Origin of the sequence: Lepagella muris (genome assembly GCF_004793975.1) — a bacterium.
GTDB lineage: Bacteria > Bacteroidota > Bacteroidia > Bacteroidales > Muribaculaceae > Lepagella > Lepagella muris.
On record NZ_SRYB01000017.1, the window covers coordinates 1 to 15,407 of the forward strand.

A 15,407-nucleotide genomic window follows, 5' to 3' on the forward strand; every position below is an offset into this window, starting at 1 on the left:
GAGGCATATACATTCCTCAACGAGATAGACTATTCGGATATCATGCTGATGCAGACACCGAGTTACAACATGCTCCGTTCATTCCTGAACCGCTTCCTCGCCCTTGAATCGTTTGGTATACCGGCGATCGGCGACACAGATATTGAGGAATGGAGGGAAAAGGCTGAAGTCCAACTGAAGAAAGTGATTGACAAGCCGACACCACTCATGCTCGACCTCCTTTCGGGAGTCTCCTACATCCGCCAACTCGAACTTGACGGAAAACCCTTGACTGAAGTCCAGAAAAGAAACATAGCCGCTTATTATAAAGATGATATCGGCAAACTTGTGCTTGAGGCAGACAGTGTGTTACGTGCGTCTTACGGTAGGGAGTTGTATGATGACAAAACTTCGGAGAGAATAAACCTGGAGGAGTATATTGCCGAAAGATTCCCCGGTAAACCTGTGGTAGTTGACTGTTGGGAGTCGTGGTGCGGTCCGTGTTTGAAGGCGATTTTCGAACTTAGGGAGCGCAAACTGCATGAGAAATATCCTGATGTGGTGTTCCTCTATGTGTGCTCCACAAGTTCTGAGGAGAGAGGTCTGCGGAAATATATTCCGGAGATTAAGGGAGAGCATCTGAAGATTGACAGGGAGACAACCGGCGCTGATATGTATGATATATATGGGCGCGAGGGCAGTCCCTTCTATATCTTTTTCGATCGGGATCACAAGGTGGTGGACAAGATGACCGGTTTCCCCGGCGTTGAGCATTACGAATCTCTCCTTAAACAGATCTCATCAACAGTAGACTGATGTTTAATGAGACGGCAACTTGAAAAAATTGCCGTCTCAATTTTTTAAGGGTTTTACTGTCTTTGCTTACGTTGGTAGCACGTCATTCCCGTCATTCTTATTGATTTTGGCAGTATGGGTTGTGGATGAGGTGGATTTTTTGTAATTTTGCATTGCAGTCGGAACTACGACTCAATTGTAATAATGCCGGAGATGGTGGCAGCTCTCCGCGAAAAAACGTTTTTTATGAGAAAAGAATCAGAACTTGAAGGCGTCACGCTTCTGGGCTGCCAGGGAGTGGCGTATCCCACGGATTATGCACCCCAGTTGCTGGAGACATTTGAGAACAAACATCCCGAAAACGAGTATGTCGTGACGTTTGACTGTCCGGAGTTTACCACACTTTGCCCCAAGACGGGTCAGCCGGATTTCGGACATATCATCATCTCCTACATACCACGTGAACGTATGGTGGAGAGCAAGAGTCTTAAACTTTATCTATTCAGTTTCCGAAATCACGGCGACTTCCATGAGGATTGCGTCAATATCATTATGAAGGATCTCTGGAAACTTATGGATCCTAAATATATCGAGGTGAAGGGATTGTTCATGCCGCGTGGAGGCATATCGATTTATCCGTTTGCCAATATGGGTGATGCCGATCATCAGGATCTCTGCAAGGCAAGAAGAGTGGCTGCACTCGACATGAAGAAATGAAAGGGGGGAAGAGATGGCTAAGGATTCATTGATTATATTATCAGGCGGTATGGATAGCGTGACGCTTCTCCATTACCGTAAGGATAGGATAGCGTTGGCGGTCAGTTTTGACTACGGCTCCAACCATAATGCGCGTGAGATAGAGTGTGCGCGTCAGCAATGTGAGATGTTGGGTATAGAGCATCTTGTGATACCCCTTGAATTTATGGGCAAGTATTTCAGAAGTTCTCTGCTTGAGGGTGCCGACAGCATCCCGGAGGGTCATTATGCCGACGATAATATGAAATCGACGGTTGTGCCTTTCCGTAACGGCATAATGCTCTCGATAGCGTGCGGTCTTGCAGAGTCGCGCGACTTGCGCCACGTCATGATGGCGAATCATGGGGGCGACCATGCCATTTATCCCGATTGCCGTCCCGGCTTTGTGGCGGCAATGAGCGAGGCGATGCGTGAGGGCACTTATGAGGGTATCGACATAGAGGCGGCTTTCACCGACATCACGAAGAGCGACATAGCGCGTCTCGGTAAGGAACTCGGCGTGGATTACTCCAAGACCTATTCATGCTATAAAGGTAGAGAGAAGCATTGCGGCAAATGCGGCACGTGTGTCGAGCGTCGCGAGGCTATGGCTGAAGCCGGAATTGATGACCCTACAATTTATGAGGATTAAGAGATGTATTACGTCAGAAAAAGACTTGAGATAAGTGCTGCTCATCAGCTTGAACTGAGCTATCCGAGCAAGTGCACTAACCTGCATGGGCATAACTGGATAATCACGGTGGAATGTCGTGCAAGGGAATTGAATGCCGACGGCATGGTGGTTGACTTCACGAAGATTAAGGAGCTTGTGATGGATCGTCTGGATCATGCCGTCATAAATGATGTGATCGACTGTAATCCGACGGCAGAGAATATAGCCCGCTGGATTGTGGACACTGTGCCCAACTGCTGGCGCTGTGAGGTGCAGGAGAGCGAAGGTAACGTGGCGATCTATGAGAAAGATTAATGAGATATTCTATTCTCTCCAAGGGGAGGGGGCACATACGGGGAAGGCGGCAGTGTTTGTGCGATTCTCCGGCTGCAACCTTCGCTGCTCGTTCTGCGACACTGAGCATCAGTCGGGTGTGGAGATGACTGATGAGGCGATAGCCGAGGAAGTGGCGTGCTATCCGGGAGAATGGATAATACTTACCGGGGGGGAGCCGTCGCTCTGGATTGACTCTGAGTTTGTTTCGATGTTGAAACGTGTCACGGGTAAACGTGTGGCTATTGAGACAAACGGTAGCCGCGAGGTGCCGGATGAGATTGACTGGGTTACGGTATCGCCAAAGACAGGAATGTCCGGAGCCGGAGAGTATGAGATGCGCGTCAGTCGTGCCGATGAGCTGAAAGTGGTGGATGTCGGTCAGGATTTGGAGCCGTATTTCAGCCTTCCATTCGTGACTCCGGCTACGGAGATGTATCTTCAGCCCTGTTATGTGGGGGATGAGGAGAAAAGTCTTCGTCTGAGGGAGGCTACAGTTCGCAGGGTGATGCATGATCCCCGCTGGACGCTTTCTTTGCAGACGCATCGTTTCCTCGGAATAAGGTGATATAAAAAAACGGCGTGAAGTTCCAAAGACTTCACGCCGTTTTTATGTGATTGTTGGGGGGATATTATCAGGAGTTCTTGGAGAGTTTGCGCTTCGGTTTTACGGGTGCTTCCACTTCCGGCTGCACTTCGCCTACGAGAGCACCGTCTACCATGATTCTACCGCAGTATTCGCATACAATCACTTTCTTGTGCATCTTGATTTCGAGCTGACGCTGAGGCGGGATACGGTTGAAGCATCCGCCGCATGCGCTACGCTGCACAGTCACGATTCCAAGACCGTTGCGGGCGTTCTTTCTGATTCTCTTGAAAGCGGCGAGAGTATAATCGTCGATTTTCTGTTCGAGATCCTTAGCCTTCATGCGGATATTCTCCTCCTCCATGCGGGTCTCGGATACGATCTCTTCCAGCTCCTTGCGTTTCTCTTCGAGAATATGCTTATTGTCGGCGAGACCCTCTTCAGCACGCACGATTTCAGCAGCTTTCTGCTCCTGTTTCTCGTTAGCCTCACGAATGTTCTTCTCAGCGAGTTCAATTTCGAGCCCTTCGAATTCCTTCTCCTTCTCGAGGAAAGCAAACTCGCGGTTGTTGCGGACGTTGTTGATCTGCTCCTCGTATTTCTCGATTTTGATGCGACGCTCGTTGATATCCCCTTTCTTTTGAGCCACAAGATTCTTCAGTTCCTCGATTTCATCCTTATATTTCTGGATTCGAGTCTGATATCGGATAATTTCGTCTTCAAGGTCCTTCACCTCGTTGGGGAGTTCGCCGCGAAGAATCTTTATACGGTCGATTTCGGAAAGATACGACTGTAGCTGATAGAGATTCTGAAGGCGTTCTTCAACGCTGCGTTCCTTATCGTTCTTTTTTTCAGTTGCCATAGGCGTGTATGATATTTTACATATAATTGACAGGGTTAGTCTCACTCTCTGCGAAATAAGTCACAAAGTCGGGATATCGGTCCTTCAATATTGTGGAGAATATCTTCTTTGTGCAAAGTTCGCTTTCATAATGACCGATGTCGGCTATTATTATGTCGAGACCGTATGTGGTGAAGTCGTGATATTTCACGTCGCCGGTGATAATCATATCGGCACCCGCATTAATAGCGTCTCTGATAAGAGATGCACCGGCACCACCGCAGACAGCCACTTTCCTGACCACCAATTGCGGACTTTGGGATGAATATCTCAGACTCTTCACTTTGAAAGCCTCTTTGATTTTGCGGAGAAATTCGATTTTCGGGGTAGGCTGCACATTTCCTACCACCCCGAGACCGGTCAATTCTTCGCCATCGTGAGGTTCAAGCACACGGAGGTCGCGCATGTTGAGCACATGTGCGATCTCGTGGCTTACGCCCTCCCATGCCGAGTCAAGGTTGGTGTGGGCAGAATATATTGCGATGTTCTTCTTGATTGCAGAAATCACGATGCGTTCGGTGGCGGTGCGTCCCGTGACCTCTTTCAGCCCCTTGAATAGTAGAGGATGATGAGAGATTATAAGATTGCAATGCCGTTCCAAAGCCTCGTTAAGCACATCTTCCGTGACGTCAAGACAAAGCAGGGCGGCATAGACGTCCATCTCCGGGTCGCCTACCTGTAGTCCGGCATTATCGTAGGATTCCTGTAGCCTTTTCGGAGCGAAATTCTCTATTGCCTCTGCAATGTCTTTTACTTTTAAATGTCTTACGTTGTTCACTTAGAGGAAAGTATTAAATATTATTCCATCGGTTTGAGCGTCAGCTGCAATTCGTCGAGCTGTGCCTGGTCGATGGGTGACGGGGATTCGTTCATCACGTCGCGTCCGGAATTGTTCTTCGGGAACGCTATGACATCGCGTATGGTGTCAAGACCGGCGAGTATTGATACGAATCTGTCGAATCCGAGAGCGAGTCCTCCGTGAGGTGGTGCGCCATATTTGAATGCATTCATCAGGAAGCCAAACTGTTCCTGAGCCTTTTCGGGAGTGAATCCGAGCAATTCAAACATCTCATCCTGCAGCGCAGCCTCATGAATACGGATTGAGCCGCCACCCAGTTCCGTGCCGTTTACCACAATGTCGTAGGCAGTGGCACGCACGTTGCCTGTGTCGGTGCGCAGCTTGTCGATATCTTCGGGGTTTGGCGATGTGAAGGGGTGGTGCATTGCGTAATATCTCTGGGTCTCCTCATCCCACTCGAAGAGGGGGAGGTCGATCACCCAGAGTGGAGCGAACACGTTCTTGTCGCGCAAGCCGAGACGGTTGCCCATTTCCAGGCGAAGCTCACAGAGCTGCTTGCGTGTCTTCATGGCGTCGCCGCTCATCACGAGGATAAGGTCGCCGGGTTTAGCATCCATTCTCTCTGCCCATGTCTTGAGTTCGTCAGCAGAGAAGAATTTGCCTACAGAGCTCTTGAATGATCCGTCGGGCTCAACCTTTACCCACATCAGACCTTTCGCGCCCACCTGCGGACGCTTCACAAATTCCGTCAGCTCATCGATCTGCTTACGAGTGTAGGAGGCGCAACCGGGAGCCACGATTCCGACAGTCAGCTCGGCGTCATCCACTACGGAGAAACCTTTCCCTTTCACGAGATCGGTCAACTCCACGAATTTCATGCCAAAGCGGATATCCGGTTTGTCGCTGCCGTAGAATTTCATGGCATCGTTCCATGTCATTCTGGGGAAAGGATCGGTGAAATCGATCTCCTTCACGTATTTGAAGATATGCTTCACAAGCCCTTCAAACATCTCGATTACGTCTTCCTGCTCCACAAAGCTCATCTCGCAGTCGATCTGAGTGAACTCCGGCTGGCGATCAGCACGAAGGTCTTCATCACGGAAGCATTTCGCGATCTGGAAATAACGGTCGAACCCGCTGACCATGAGTAGCTGCTTGAAAAGCTGCGGGCTCTGGGGTAGAGCGTAGAACTCACCGGGGTTCATTCTTGAGGGCACCACGAAGTCGCGTGCACCCTCGGGAGTGGATTTTACAAGAATAGGGGTCTCAATCTCCAGGAAGCCTTTAGAGTCAAGGTATCTTCTGATTTCGAAAGCCATCTTGTGGCGAAGCTCAAGATTCTTTCTGACAGCGGGACGACGGAGGTCGAGGTATCTGAATTTCATTCTCAAGTCGTCGCCACCGTCGGTGTTGTCTTCAATCGTGAACGGCGGAATCTCGCTCTTGTTGAGCACCTTGAGTTTCTCGGCAATAATCTCTATCTCGCCGGTGGGTATATTTTTGTTTTTGCTTGTACGCTCGGTCACAGTGCCGGAGACCTGCACCACATATTCACGCCCCAGATTGTTGGCGGCATCAAAAAGCGCGTTTTCTTCAGTATTGTCACTGGTGTTGAACACGACCTGAGTTATGCCATATCTGTCGCGTACATCCACAAAAGTCATACCACCCATTTTGCGGCTGCGTTGCACCCAGCCTGCAACAGTCACTTTGCTGCCGGCATCGGAGAGACGCAGTTCACCGCATGTCTTGTCTCTATACATATCGGAAATTGAATAAATTGAGATCTTTTCTTCTAATTGTTGCGACGTGGCGGCCCTCTCAGTATGCCCGAGAGGGTCGTCATATCGTTTTAACATGCAAAGTTACATAGAAAATCGCGTATTTCCCACCTATGGAAGCGATTTTTTTAATCAAGCGGCTTAATCCACTTTATTTTACGTGGGTTTAAAGTGTTTTTTATGCCGGTTTTAGGTTTATTTTATATAGGTCTCAAGAGCCTCGAAGATCTTGTCAGGCTCAATCACGATGCTTGCGCACGATGCCGGAATAAGGATTGATTCGCCCTCCTTGATTGATTTTGTCTCATTCTCGGCAGTGATTGTGGCACTCCCTTTTGTACAGATCAGGATTACGAAAGTATCCCATTCAGAGTAGTCGCGCATCATCTCATGGTCTATTTCCAGAAGGTTGGTGGTGAAGAACGGGGAGGTCACGAGATTCACCGGGATATCGGGGATTACCTTGTAGTCCACCGGTTTCCCTTCTGTGTCGTTGAAGTTGATAGCATCGAAAGCCTCTTTGGTGTGTAGCTGGCGTTCGTTGCCGTCCTGATCCTTACGCTTGTAGTCATAGAGGCGGTAAGTGATGTCGGATGTCTCCTGTATCTCGGCTACGAAGGCACCTTTGCCGATGGCATGCACTCTTCCTGCCGGAATGAAGAACGTGTCGCCCGGTTTGATTTCATTGAAGTTGAGTACGTCCATAATTTCACCTGTCTCCACAAGATGCTCATATTCCTGTGGGTCGACCGGACGGTTGAACCCGTTTGCCAGACGTGCATCCTTTTCAGCGGAGAGCACGTACCACATCTCGGTCTTTCCGAATTTAGAGCCTCTTTTCTGAGCAAGCTCATCGTCGGGATGCACCTGTACCGACAGATCCTGGCATGCGTCGATAAACTTTATGAGCAACGGGAAAGAGTCGCCATATTTGGTATAGTTTTTCTCTCCCATCAGTCTTGCACCATATTTTTTCAGTAGCTCGGTGAGCGACAGACCTTTGTCAGGTCCGTCCGCAACGATTGACTCGGAGCCTTCCACTCCTGATATCTCCCAGCTCTCGCCGATGGTGGAAAGATCGGTCTGTATGCCTTTGAACGGGGCGATTTTCTCGCCTCCCCAGATGATTGATTTCAAAATAGGATTAAAAGTCCACATAAGGATGAATTGGTTTTTGGGTTTATGAATAAGAAGTTGTCTGAACTTCCTTAAAATATGTATGTATTGTCTTGAAGTTGTCTAAACTTATTCCGGAAGGTCAAAATACCCTAAAATTATGAAAAATTCCCATCTTTGAAATAAGTTTAGGCAATTTCGTCGTCATAATGACCTTTTCAGACGTTATAATAGTCAAATTGTATAACGTTAAAACAGATAATTATGAGCGACATTCTTAGTAGCGAAGAGAAGAAAAGTCTTCCATCTTCCATTTTCGGACTTCCCGAGAGACGGGAGTATCCAATGCCTGATGCAGCCCATGTGAGGGCAGCCGAGGCTTATTTCCGGTATTGTCCGGATAATCTGAAGCCTGAACTTGCGCGTGCCATACTGCGGTTTGCGAAGGAATATAGTGTGGATGTCAAGAGTGCCACGGTGTTGCATTATGCCGCATCGTGATTTTCAGCCCTCTGTCCTCAGCCGGCTATTTCTCCGTCTCGCCTTCGTCATCTCCGGGAAGAGGGAGATCTTTCAGCATTTCTATGGCACGATCCAGAATGGCATCTTTCCCTTGAGCCAGCTCCTCATCGGAGGCATGCACCTCATACCCCTCGGTAGGGTCGATACCGAATTCCGTGCATTGCATGGATGAGTCGAGCAACGGACATGCCGAGAATCTTACGCCCCATCCGTTTGGCAGTTCGGAAGAGAAGGGGAGTCCGCCTCCGCCTCCGGTGCGTGCGCCGACTACCGTGACGTTGGGCAGGCTTTTCATGACAGCCGTGAAGTCGTTGGCTGCCGAGAAGCATGATCTGTTGGTGAGAAGCACTACAGGTCCATCCCATTTCACGTGCCAGTCTTCGGCGGGTTCATACTCTATAGGGAAGGGCTTGGAGAAATCTTCATGCCCCGGACCTGTCTTGTGCATGATGTAGCCTCCGGTGATTTTCTCGCTGATCAGCCGTCCCACCAGAGTCTTGATGTTGGTCAATGCTCCGCCTCCGTTATTTCGGATGTCGATTATGAGTCCGCGGCTCTTATGTAGAATCGCAAGTATATAATCGAGTGAGGTCTCGCTGATGATGTAGGAGAATGACGGATAATAGATATAGGCAATCTCTCCGGGGAGTTGCTTATACATTATTCCGCTTGTGGTCAGCCAATTGAATTCGAGATAATTCTCTTCGATGGTACGCAGGTTAAAATCCTGCGGATAGTCTGACCACCACTTTCGGTAGTAGCTTGTATTATAGCGTGATGTCAGGTTGACGTGCCCGTCCTTCAGCTCGTCGAGCATTGCAGCGCAGATGAAGAACAGTTCCATGCTGTTTGTCTCCGGAGTGATCTGTTCCCGATAAGCTTTGGTGATCTTTACCCAATCGAGATCCTTCTCCTTGAAAAAACAGTATCTGGTGTCGACGATGTCGCATAGCGCGTCGAAGTTGCCATATATTGTGTCGGAATATTCCGGTTCATCATGACAGGAGGAGAGGAATGCCGGCATAATGGCAATGAGGGTCAGCAGTATGGTGGTAGGGATGCGCATGTCAGTAGATGGAATATATTGTTTCAGACGGGATTCTCACCGGTTTCTTTTTAAGACCGATACCCCCCGGCACTATTCCCAAAACGAGGGAGTGGGTGAAAATCTTAGTGTTCAGATTGTTTGCCCATTGGGTGTCGACGGAGAATCTGTAGCCTATCATTGCGGCAGTTCTTCCGAAGTCGAAGGTGGCGGAGAGTAGGTTGTCGATTCTGAAATTGTTGCCCCACCATCCGGCATGCACAAGCCCTGAATGATTGCCGAGATATATCTCATAGTAAGTCTCACCATATTCCGGCGAGAAGAATACGCTTAGTGAAGGCACCGACACTTTGTCGGCAATGAGAAAATCGATTGCTCCTATCCTGAACGGACGGCTTGCCGACAGGCGGGCGGAGATGGCAGCCGTAGCCATTGCCTGCACGGGATTGTTGCCGTTGCGAAGCAGATAGTATGCCCCGCCGTCGATGTCGACGGATCCACCGCCAGTGACCTGCACGCCGTTGGGGAACACGTTTCTCCACGATATACCCCATTTGAATCCGGCATTAAGCCCGATCATCCGTGCGGTTCCGGCAGGGTTGCTAAGGTTGTCGAAACAAACCTTACCGTCGAAATGCATTATTGCGTTGCGTGGATTGAATGGCATCGCCTTGCTCCATTCACCCGAAAGGGTGTATGAGGTGCCATGATATTTCAACGGGGAGAGATATGTGGCGAGTACGCTTTTCCTGCCTATCTCCAGGGAATAATATCCTGTCACCGGTCGGGATTCCACGTAGGTCATATTCCCGGTTGTCTCCGGGGCGGTATTCTCTCGGTCGGCATCATGCCGGGCGTTAGCCACACCGCACCCCAACATCGGGAAAAGAATCGGTAGGATAAGGTTTCTGATAAATTTTCTCATTGCAAAAATTGTCAAGCGTCGTTGCCGTTTCCGGAAGCGTCGTCGTTCTCATCAAAAGCAAACAGGTCGCCCTGCATCACCACCGGACCGGATTTCTCATCGGTCTCCGTTTCCGGTTCAGTTTCCGGCTCCGGTTCGGGTTCGGGTGGGAAGCGAGTCGGCTCAAGTTCGGTGATAGTGTCGAGCTGGAACGTGGTTATTCTCTTCCCTTTAGCCTTAAATCCTTTCACAGAGATGAACTCCTCGGCATCTATCTCCAGGTCGGGACGTATGGCATCGGCACCTCCGAAGCTGACGCTTAACCGAGGGAATGCCGTGTCGGTGAGTAGCAATATCCTTGATTCCGGTTCGGTGCCGACGAAACGCTGTGGCTTTGCCGAAGGCTCAAACTGGAATCTTTTCAGATATGGGAATCCGAGTGAAGAATCGAATAGGGCGAGAGTCCATATCTTATGCGGGTCAAATTTCTCGATTTTCAGGATATTGTCGTCATAATGGTTGGCATCGGAGAATGATGATGTGAAGAACTCACCGTTCTTAGTGATTATCAGCACAAGATCGTCGCCTTGGAACACGCCGAGGCTTTCTCCACGTCCGTCATAGTTGAGACGCAGCACGTCGCGGTCAAACCAGACTTCACGACCGCCGAGAGTACTGGTGCCTTTCTCTACAAGCTTTATGTCGTCCACCTGATACTTAGTTACCAGGTTGCCGAGAGATTCCTTACCCTTTATGTCGAGTTCGGCGAAATTCACAATCACCTCTTTCAGTCTTGGGCGTCGTCCGGTCTCGTTCGGCTCATCCTTTAGCACCACTTTCACCACTTCCGCCTCACCGTTGGGGTTGCAAGTGAGCCATTCCACCCTTGAGCCGGGTGCACCTTTCGTAAGGTTATATTCCTTCTCTCTTGTCAGTCCAGCGATGAAGAAACGTTTCTTATATGCATATCCGAGATATTTCCCGTCGGCATCCTTTGTTCCGGGCTTTCCGTGGCGGTAGACCACGTTGTATATCGTGCGTTTGTCGCCTTTCTTGAAAAGACCGATATGAATTATCTTCTTCCCTACGTAAAGCTTATCCTGCACTTTGACGAGCTTATAAGTGCCATCCTTATAGATTATGAGGATATCGTCGATGTCGGAGCAAGTGAAGAGGAATTCATTATCTTTCAGAGACGTGCCGAGGAATCCGCCGGATTTATCGTAATAGAGACGCTTGTTTGCCTCCGCCACCTTAGCCGCCTCAATGGAATCAAATCCGCGTAGCACAGTGCGGCGGGGGAATGCCTCGCCATATTTATCCTTCAGATGGGAATACCATGCAGAGGTATATTCCACGATATGGTCAAGGTCGAACTGCAGACGCTCGATATCCTTCTCCAGGTCGGCGATACGCTGGTTTGCCTTATCGGTGTTGAATTTAAGTATGCGTCCCATCTTTATCTCCCAAAGGCGGATGATGTCTTCGCGAGTAACCTCACGGAAGAAATCGGGTTTGAACGGATCAAGACGCTTGTCGACATGCTTGATAGCCTCATCCATATTGGCTGCCAACTCCACCTCCCGATCCTTATATATGCGCTCCTCGATGAATATTTTCTCAAGAGAGCAATAGAGCCTTGTCTCCTTTGTCTCAGCTAATTTAATCTCCAGTTCCTTACGTAGTAATTCTTTCGTATGGTCAACGGAATATCGGAGCAATTGGCAGACCGACATAAACTGAGGTTTCTTGTCGACAATCACGCAGCAGTTGGGGGAGATGCTCACTTCGCAGTCGGTGAAGGCATACAGTGCGTCGATAGCCTTGTCGGAGGATGTGCCCGGGATCAGATGCACGAGAATCTCGGCAGTGGCGGCGGTGTTGTCGTCAACCTTCCTGATCTTGATTTTCCCTTTCTCCATTGCAGAGAGTATGGAGGAGATAAGCGTGGTCGTGGTTTTGCCGAAAGGGAGTTCGGTGATTGCGAGAGTCTTGTTGTCAATTTTTTCTATTTTTGCACGCACCTTTACGCTTCCGCCACGTGCACCGTCGTTATATCTTGAAGCATCGAGCAGACCGCCCGTCTGGAAATCAGGCAACAGGCTGAAGGGCTCGTCATGCAGATATGATACGGCAGCTTCGCATATCTCATTGAAATTATGAGGCAGTATCTTGGAGGAAAGACCCACGGCGATACCCTCCACGCCTTGCGCGAGAAGCAACGGGAATTTCACGGGAAGAGTGACCGGCTCCTTCTTCCTGCCGTCGTAAGATGGAGTCCATTCCGTGATCTTCGGGCTGAACACAGTCTCCAGGGCAAACTCGGAGAGTCGTGCCTCGATGTAACGTGGTGCGGCGGCAGAGTCGCCGGTGAGGATATTGCCCCAGTTGCCCTGGGTGTCGATAAGCAGTTCCTTTTGACCGAGCTGCACAAGAGCGTCGCCGATGGAGGCATCACCGTGTGGATGGTATTGCATAGTGTTGCCGACAATGTTGGCAACCTTGTTAAAACGTCCGTCGTCAAGCGTCTGCATGGAATGTAGTATACGTCTCTGCACGGGTTTCAGACCATCCTCGATATGCGGGACGGCTCGCTCAAGAATGACATAACTTGCATATTCAAGATACCAGTTGCGGAACATACCTGTCAGAACAGTTCTCTTGGCAGTAGGATCTTGCGTTATAGATATATGTTTAGTCTCTTCGGCAGATGGTTCCATTGCCGTTGCGTTGATGTCTTCTTCTTCGAATGTGTTGTCGGTTATATCTAATTCTTCGGCCATTTGTTCGGAAAAGTATAATTTTTCCGTAAAGTTAGCAAATTTTGTTGATTAATCATGAAGGAAGCTTAAAAATAATGTTATGATGATGTATCATGTTATGTCATGATTTACCATGATTTGCCATGTTGTATCATGATTTACCATGTTGTATCATGTTATATCATGATTTCATAGCCTTGTGTGCATGATGTCTGTGCATGATGTGTCTTTCAGGAGGATGGTGCCGGATCTGTCAATGAGGTAGAGCGACGGCATCTCGTCGAAGATGTAAAGCTCATCATCTTGTATCGGATCAAGGGAGAAGGCTATTGTCCAGTCTTCGGGTAGGGAATGTTTGGTGTTGTCCCATGTCATCTTGTCCTCCACGACGTCGATGGCGATGATTGCAAGCGTGTCAGGAAGAGACATTTTCTTGAGTTCATCCATTGTCTCCAAGCAATGATTGCAGTCGGGATCGTAGAAAACCACTAAGTTATAATCATTCGACAATAAGCCGGATAGGGTTGAAGTCTTTCCATCTCTTGTCTCCAGATTGAAATCCGAGGCTGTCATGCCGGGACGATTCTTCATCTCGGCGATTAAGCGATATTTCGCCCTTTCCCGTCCTGCCTCACCCAACGCTTCGGATTTGACGGCATTTTGAAGAAATAGTATATGATGCTCCTCATTGCGCATCGGGGAATCCTTTGTTGCAATATACTTGTCAGCCAAGTCGTAGATAAATTCTGCGGCTTCCGGATTCGATTCAGCCTTGGATGTGAGATTCGACACATATTCAGGCAATCTGTCGGACGCGGTTAATCTGAAAAGGTCGATGAAATCCACAAACGCCTGTTCGATAAGAGTGTTCTTATCGTCAGATTGGTTTCCGGAGAAATCAAAATTATCCCAGAAGTGAGTCGCGACAAAATCGGCACGTTTCAGCGTGTCGGATATTGAGTCCGGCACTTTCGGAAGAGGAAAATCCTTCGGATAGCTATATTGACCGGCGGCGCTTGCCGATGAAGACGCTGCAATATTGAGAATGCACACGAATAGGATTATAAGAAATTTCATAGGCGATTATTAATTTAAGTTTCGCAAGTTTTCCAACTTGCTTCACTTAAATGGTTTAAGGTTTAATGTTTATGGTTTATGATCATTAAATTTTGTATAATGAAAAGATTCGTGGATTTTCATGAATCTTAAACCTTAAACTATAAACGTTAAACCACTGAAGTGCAGCTTGCGAAACTTCAGTTATTAACTTTTGAGGTTTAGACAACTTCGTATTGAAGTTTTATGACTTCCTCTTTATATAACAACAAATATTGAAAACATTAATTGCCTATTGAGGCAGGTGATGACGGATTTTACTAAAAAAATTAAAATTTCCCGACCGAATTGTATAGGTTTTAATATTCCTGATGTTATAGTAAATAGGTGCAGCATTTTAAATATGCCACTCCATAATCTCAATTACTTTGCCCTTGACAACTTTACAAGGTGAATCAAAAATAAATTATAAATATGAAAAATTTCAAACCGCAAGCATGGCTGCTTCCGCAGCCGGTTCTGATTATCGGTACATACGACTCCGATGGTACTCCCAACGCCATGAATGCCGCATGGAGCGGACAATGGGATATGAAGGAGATAATGATTTCGATGGGTAGCCATACCACGACGGAGAACCTAAAGAGGTGTCCTGACTTCACGGTGGCTTTTTCCACGGATAAGACCATGATAGCCGCTGATTATGTCGGCATAGTAAGTGGCAAGAAATGCCATGACAAGATAGCCAATACCGGCTGGAATGCCGTAAAGGGTGAGCATGTCAATGCGCCTATATTCGACAGTTTCCCCATGACGATGGAATGTCGTATAAAGGAGAAGCTATATGAGTCTGAGAGTGGATTCTATATCATCGCGGAGATAGTCAACATCGTTTGTGATGAGAAATATCTTGCGGAAGATGGTAAGCCGGATGTGGAGAAGATGAACCTCATCACATACGATCCGGTACATCACGGCTATATCGCACTCGGAAAGCGTATCGGCACTGCCTTCCATGACGGAGCCTTGCTGAAATAAAAACAGGGGAGAGTGTGGGGATTTTGAAAAGGATAATTTTGGAGCGTGATGTATCATGATGTGGCGTGTTTTATCATGTTATATCATGGTGTAGCATGTTTTATCGTGATATGACGGATTGCATCATGATATATCATGCTTCTTTTTTCAAAAAAAATGGAAAATATTTTGTCAATATAAAAATAAGTTGTAATTTTGCAGTCGCAAATGCGCATGTGGCGTAATGGTAGCCGCGCTAGACTTAGGATCTAGTGTCTCACGACGTGGGGGTTCGAGTCCCTTCATGCGCACGTAGAGAAGCCTCTTAGCTGATGAAGTTAAGAGGCTTTCTTTTGTCAGGGCTTTTATGCCGTGATTTCTGTGTCGAGATTTCTTTTGTCGC

Annotated in this window: 15 protein-coding genes and 1 tRNA gene; 8 read left to right on the plus strand and 8 right to left on the minus strand. The window is 48.2% G+C overall.

Going from position 1 to position 15,407, the window contains the following annotated elements:
- The 5 genes from E5331_RS11695 to E5331_RS11715 all read left to right on the plus strand — a co-directional run.
- Positions 1-795 (plus strand): TlpA family protein disulfide reductase (locus tag E5331_RS11695; protein WP_136013256.1); only part of this gene is annotated, 795 nt, incomplete at its 5' end.
- Positions 796-1,020: 225 nt separating this feature from the next.
- Entirely contained in the window at positions 1,021-1,491 is a 471-nt protein-coding gene (queF, locus tag E5331_RS11700; protein WP_123483250.1) for a preQ(1) synthase, read from the plus strand.
- Between the two features lie 13 nt (positions 1,492-1,504).
- The gene (queC, locus tag E5331_RS11705; RefSeq protein ID WP_123483196.1) at positions 1,505-2,161 is read left to right on the plus strand and encodes a 7-cyano-7-deazaguanine synthase QueC; all 657 of its coding nucleotides are present in this window, start codon (positions 1,505-1,507) and stop codon (positions 2,159-2,161) included.
- 3 nt (positions 2,162-2,164) lie between these two features.
- Positions 2,165-2,497, plus strand: coding sequence for a 6-carboxytetrahydropterin synthase QueD (queD, locus tag E5331_RS11710; protein ID WP_123483195.1), 333 nt, complete (start codon positions 2,165-2,167; stop codon positions 2,495-2,497).
- Entirely contained in the window at positions 2,484-3,083 is a 600-nt protein-coding gene (locus E5331_RS11715) for a 7-carboxy-7-deazaguanine synthase QueE (RefSeq protein WP_123483194.1), read from the plus strand. The genes queD and E5331_RS11715 overlap by 14 nt, the downstream gene beginning before the upstream one ends.
- Positions 3,084-3,150: 67 nt before the next feature.
- Here the strand turns inward: E5331_RS11715 and E5331_RS11720 are convergent, their stop codons facing one another.
- The 4 genes from E5331_RS11720 to E5331_RS11735 form a co-directional block, all read right to left on the minus strand.
- Positions 3,151-3,963 (minus strand): zinc ribbon domain-containing protein, encoded by an 813-nt coding sequence (locus E5331_RS11720; protein ID WP_123483193.1) that lies wholly within the window; start codon positions 3,961-3,963, stop codon positions 3,151-3,153.
- A 16-nt stretch (positions 3,964-3,979) separates the two neighbouring features.
- Positions 3,980-4,780 (minus strand): Nif3-like dinuclear metal center hexameric protein, encoded by an 801-nt coding sequence (locus E5331_RS11725; RefSeq protein WP_123483192.1) that lies wholly within the window; start codon positions 4,778-4,780, stop codon positions 3,980-3,982.
- Positions 4,781-4,800: 20 nt separating this feature from the next.
- Complete coding sequence (gene aspS / locus E5331_RS11730; RefSeq protein ID WP_136013257.1) at positions 4,801-6,564, minus strand: aspartate--tRNA ligase; 1,764 nt, start codon at positions 6,562-6,564, stop codon at positions 4,801-4,803.
- Positions 6,565-6,777: 213 nt separating this feature from the next.
- A complete protein-coding gene (locus tag E5331_RS11735; RefSeq protein ID WP_123483190.1) occupies positions 6,778-7,740 on the minus strand; it encodes a type I phosphomannose isomerase catalytic subunit in 963 nt (320 codons plus the stop codon).
- 222 nt (positions 7,741-7,962) lie between these two features.
- Here E5331_RS11735 and E5331_RS11740 point away from each other — a divergent pair, with 222 nt between their 5' ends.
- Positions 7,963-8,199 carry a hypothetical protein gene (locus E5331_RS11740; RefSeq protein ID WP_123483189.1) on the plus strand — a complete coding sequence of 79 codons (237 nt, stop codon included), beginning with the start codon at positions 7,963-7,965 and terminating at the stop codon, positions 8,197-8,199.
- 25 nt (positions 8,200-8,224) lie between these two features.
- On the opposite strand, the gene E5331_RS11745 is transcribed toward E5331_RS11740, so the two are convergent.
- The 4 genes from E5331_RS11745 to E5331_RS11760 all read right to left on the minus strand — a co-directional run bounded on the left by E5331_RS11745 (position 8,225) and on the right by E5331_RS11760 (position 14,008).
- Complete coding sequence (locus E5331_RS11745; protein WP_135984962.1) at positions 8,225-9,286, minus strand: S41 family peptidase; 1,062 nt, start codon at positions 9,284-9,286, stop codon at positions 8,225-8,227.
- 1 nt (position 9,287) lies between these two features.
- Complete coding sequence (locus E5331_RS11750) at positions 9,288-10,190, minus strand: DUF3316 domain-containing protein (protein WP_123483187.1); 903 nt, start codon at positions 10,188-10,190, stop codon at positions 9,288-9,290.
- Between the two features lie 11 nt (positions 10,191-10,201).
- On the minus strand, positions 10,202-12,952 hold the full coding sequence (locus E5331_RS11755; protein ID WP_275441191.1) for a DNA gyrase/topoisomerase IV subunit A: 2,751 nt from the start codon (positions 12,950-12,952) through the stop codon (positions 10,202-10,204).
- Positions 12,953-13,120: 168 nt separating this feature from the next.
- Positions 13,121-14,008 carry a DUF5106 domain-containing protein gene (locus E5331_RS11760; protein ID WP_123483186.1) on the minus strand — a complete coding sequence of 296 codons (888 nt, stop codon included), beginning with the start codon at positions 14,006-14,008 and terminating at the stop codon, positions 13,121-13,123.
- A 453-nt stretch (positions 14,009-14,461) separates the two neighbouring features.
- Between E5331_RS11760 and E5331_RS11765 the strand changes: the two genes are divergently transcribed.
- Together E5331_RS11765 and E5331_RS11770 are read left to right on the plus strand one after the other, a co-directional pair.
- The gene (locus E5331_RS11765; RefSeq protein ID WP_123483185.1) at positions 14,462-15,025 is read left to right on the plus strand and encodes a flavin reductase family protein; all 564 of its coding nucleotides are present in this window, start codon (positions 14,462-14,464) and stop codon (positions 15,023-15,025) included.
- Between the two features lie 209 nt (positions 15,026-15,234).
- Positions 15,235-15,315, plus strand: a tRNA-Leu gene (locus E5331_RS11770).
- Positions 15,316-15,407 lie beyond the last annotated feature (92 nt).

Coding starts and splice junctions, on each gene's coding strand:
- aspS (WP_136013257.1), bottom strand. CDS start 6,564: ATGTATAGAGACAAGACATGCGGTGAACTGCGTCTCTCCGATGCCGGC.
- queD (WP_123483195.1), top strand. CDS start 2,165: ATGTATTACGTCAGAAAAAGACTTGAGATAAGTGCTGCTCATCAGCTT.
- E5331_RS11755 (WP_275441191.1), bottom strand. CDS start 12,952: ATGGCCGAAGAATTAGATATAACCGACAACACATTCGAAGAAGAAGAC.
- E5331_RS11735 (WP_123483190.1), bottom strand. CDS start 7,740: ATGTGGACTTTTAATCCTATTTTGAAATCAATCATCTGGGGAGGCGAG.
- E5331_RS11750 (WP_123483187.1), bottom strand. CDS start 10,190: ATGAGAAAATTTATCAGAAACCTTATCCTACCGATTCTTTTCCCGATG.
- E5331_RS11720 (WP_123483193.1), bottom strand. CDS start 3,963: ATGGCAACTGAAAAAAAGAACGATAAGGAACGCAGCGTTGAAGAACGC.
- E5331_RS11745 (WP_135984962.1), bottom strand. CDS start 9,286: ATGCGCATCCCTACCACCATACTGCTGACCCTCATTGCCATTATGCCG.
- E5331_RS11715 (WP_123483194.1), top strand. CDS start 2,484: ATGAGAAAGATTAATGAGATATTCTATTCTCTCCAAGGGGAGGGGGCA.
- E5331_RS11740 (WP_123483189.1), top strand. CDS start 7,963: ATGAGCGACATTCTTAGTAGCGAAGAGAAGAAAAGTCTTCCATCTTCC.
- E5331_RS11760 (WP_123483186.1), bottom strand. CDS start 14,008: ATGAAATTTCTTATAATCCTATTCGTGTGCATTCTCAATATTGCAGCG.
- queF (WP_123483250.1), top strand. CDS start 1,021: ATGAGAAAAGAATCAGAACTTGAAGGCGTCACGCTTCTGGGCTGCCAG.
- queC (WP_123483196.1), top strand. CDS start 1,505: ATGGCTAAGGATTCATTGATTATATTATCAGGCGGTATGGATAGCGTG.
- E5331_RS11765 (WP_123483185.1), top strand. CDS start 14,462: ATGAAAAATTTCAAACCGCAAGCATGGCTGCTTCCGCAGCCGGTTCTG.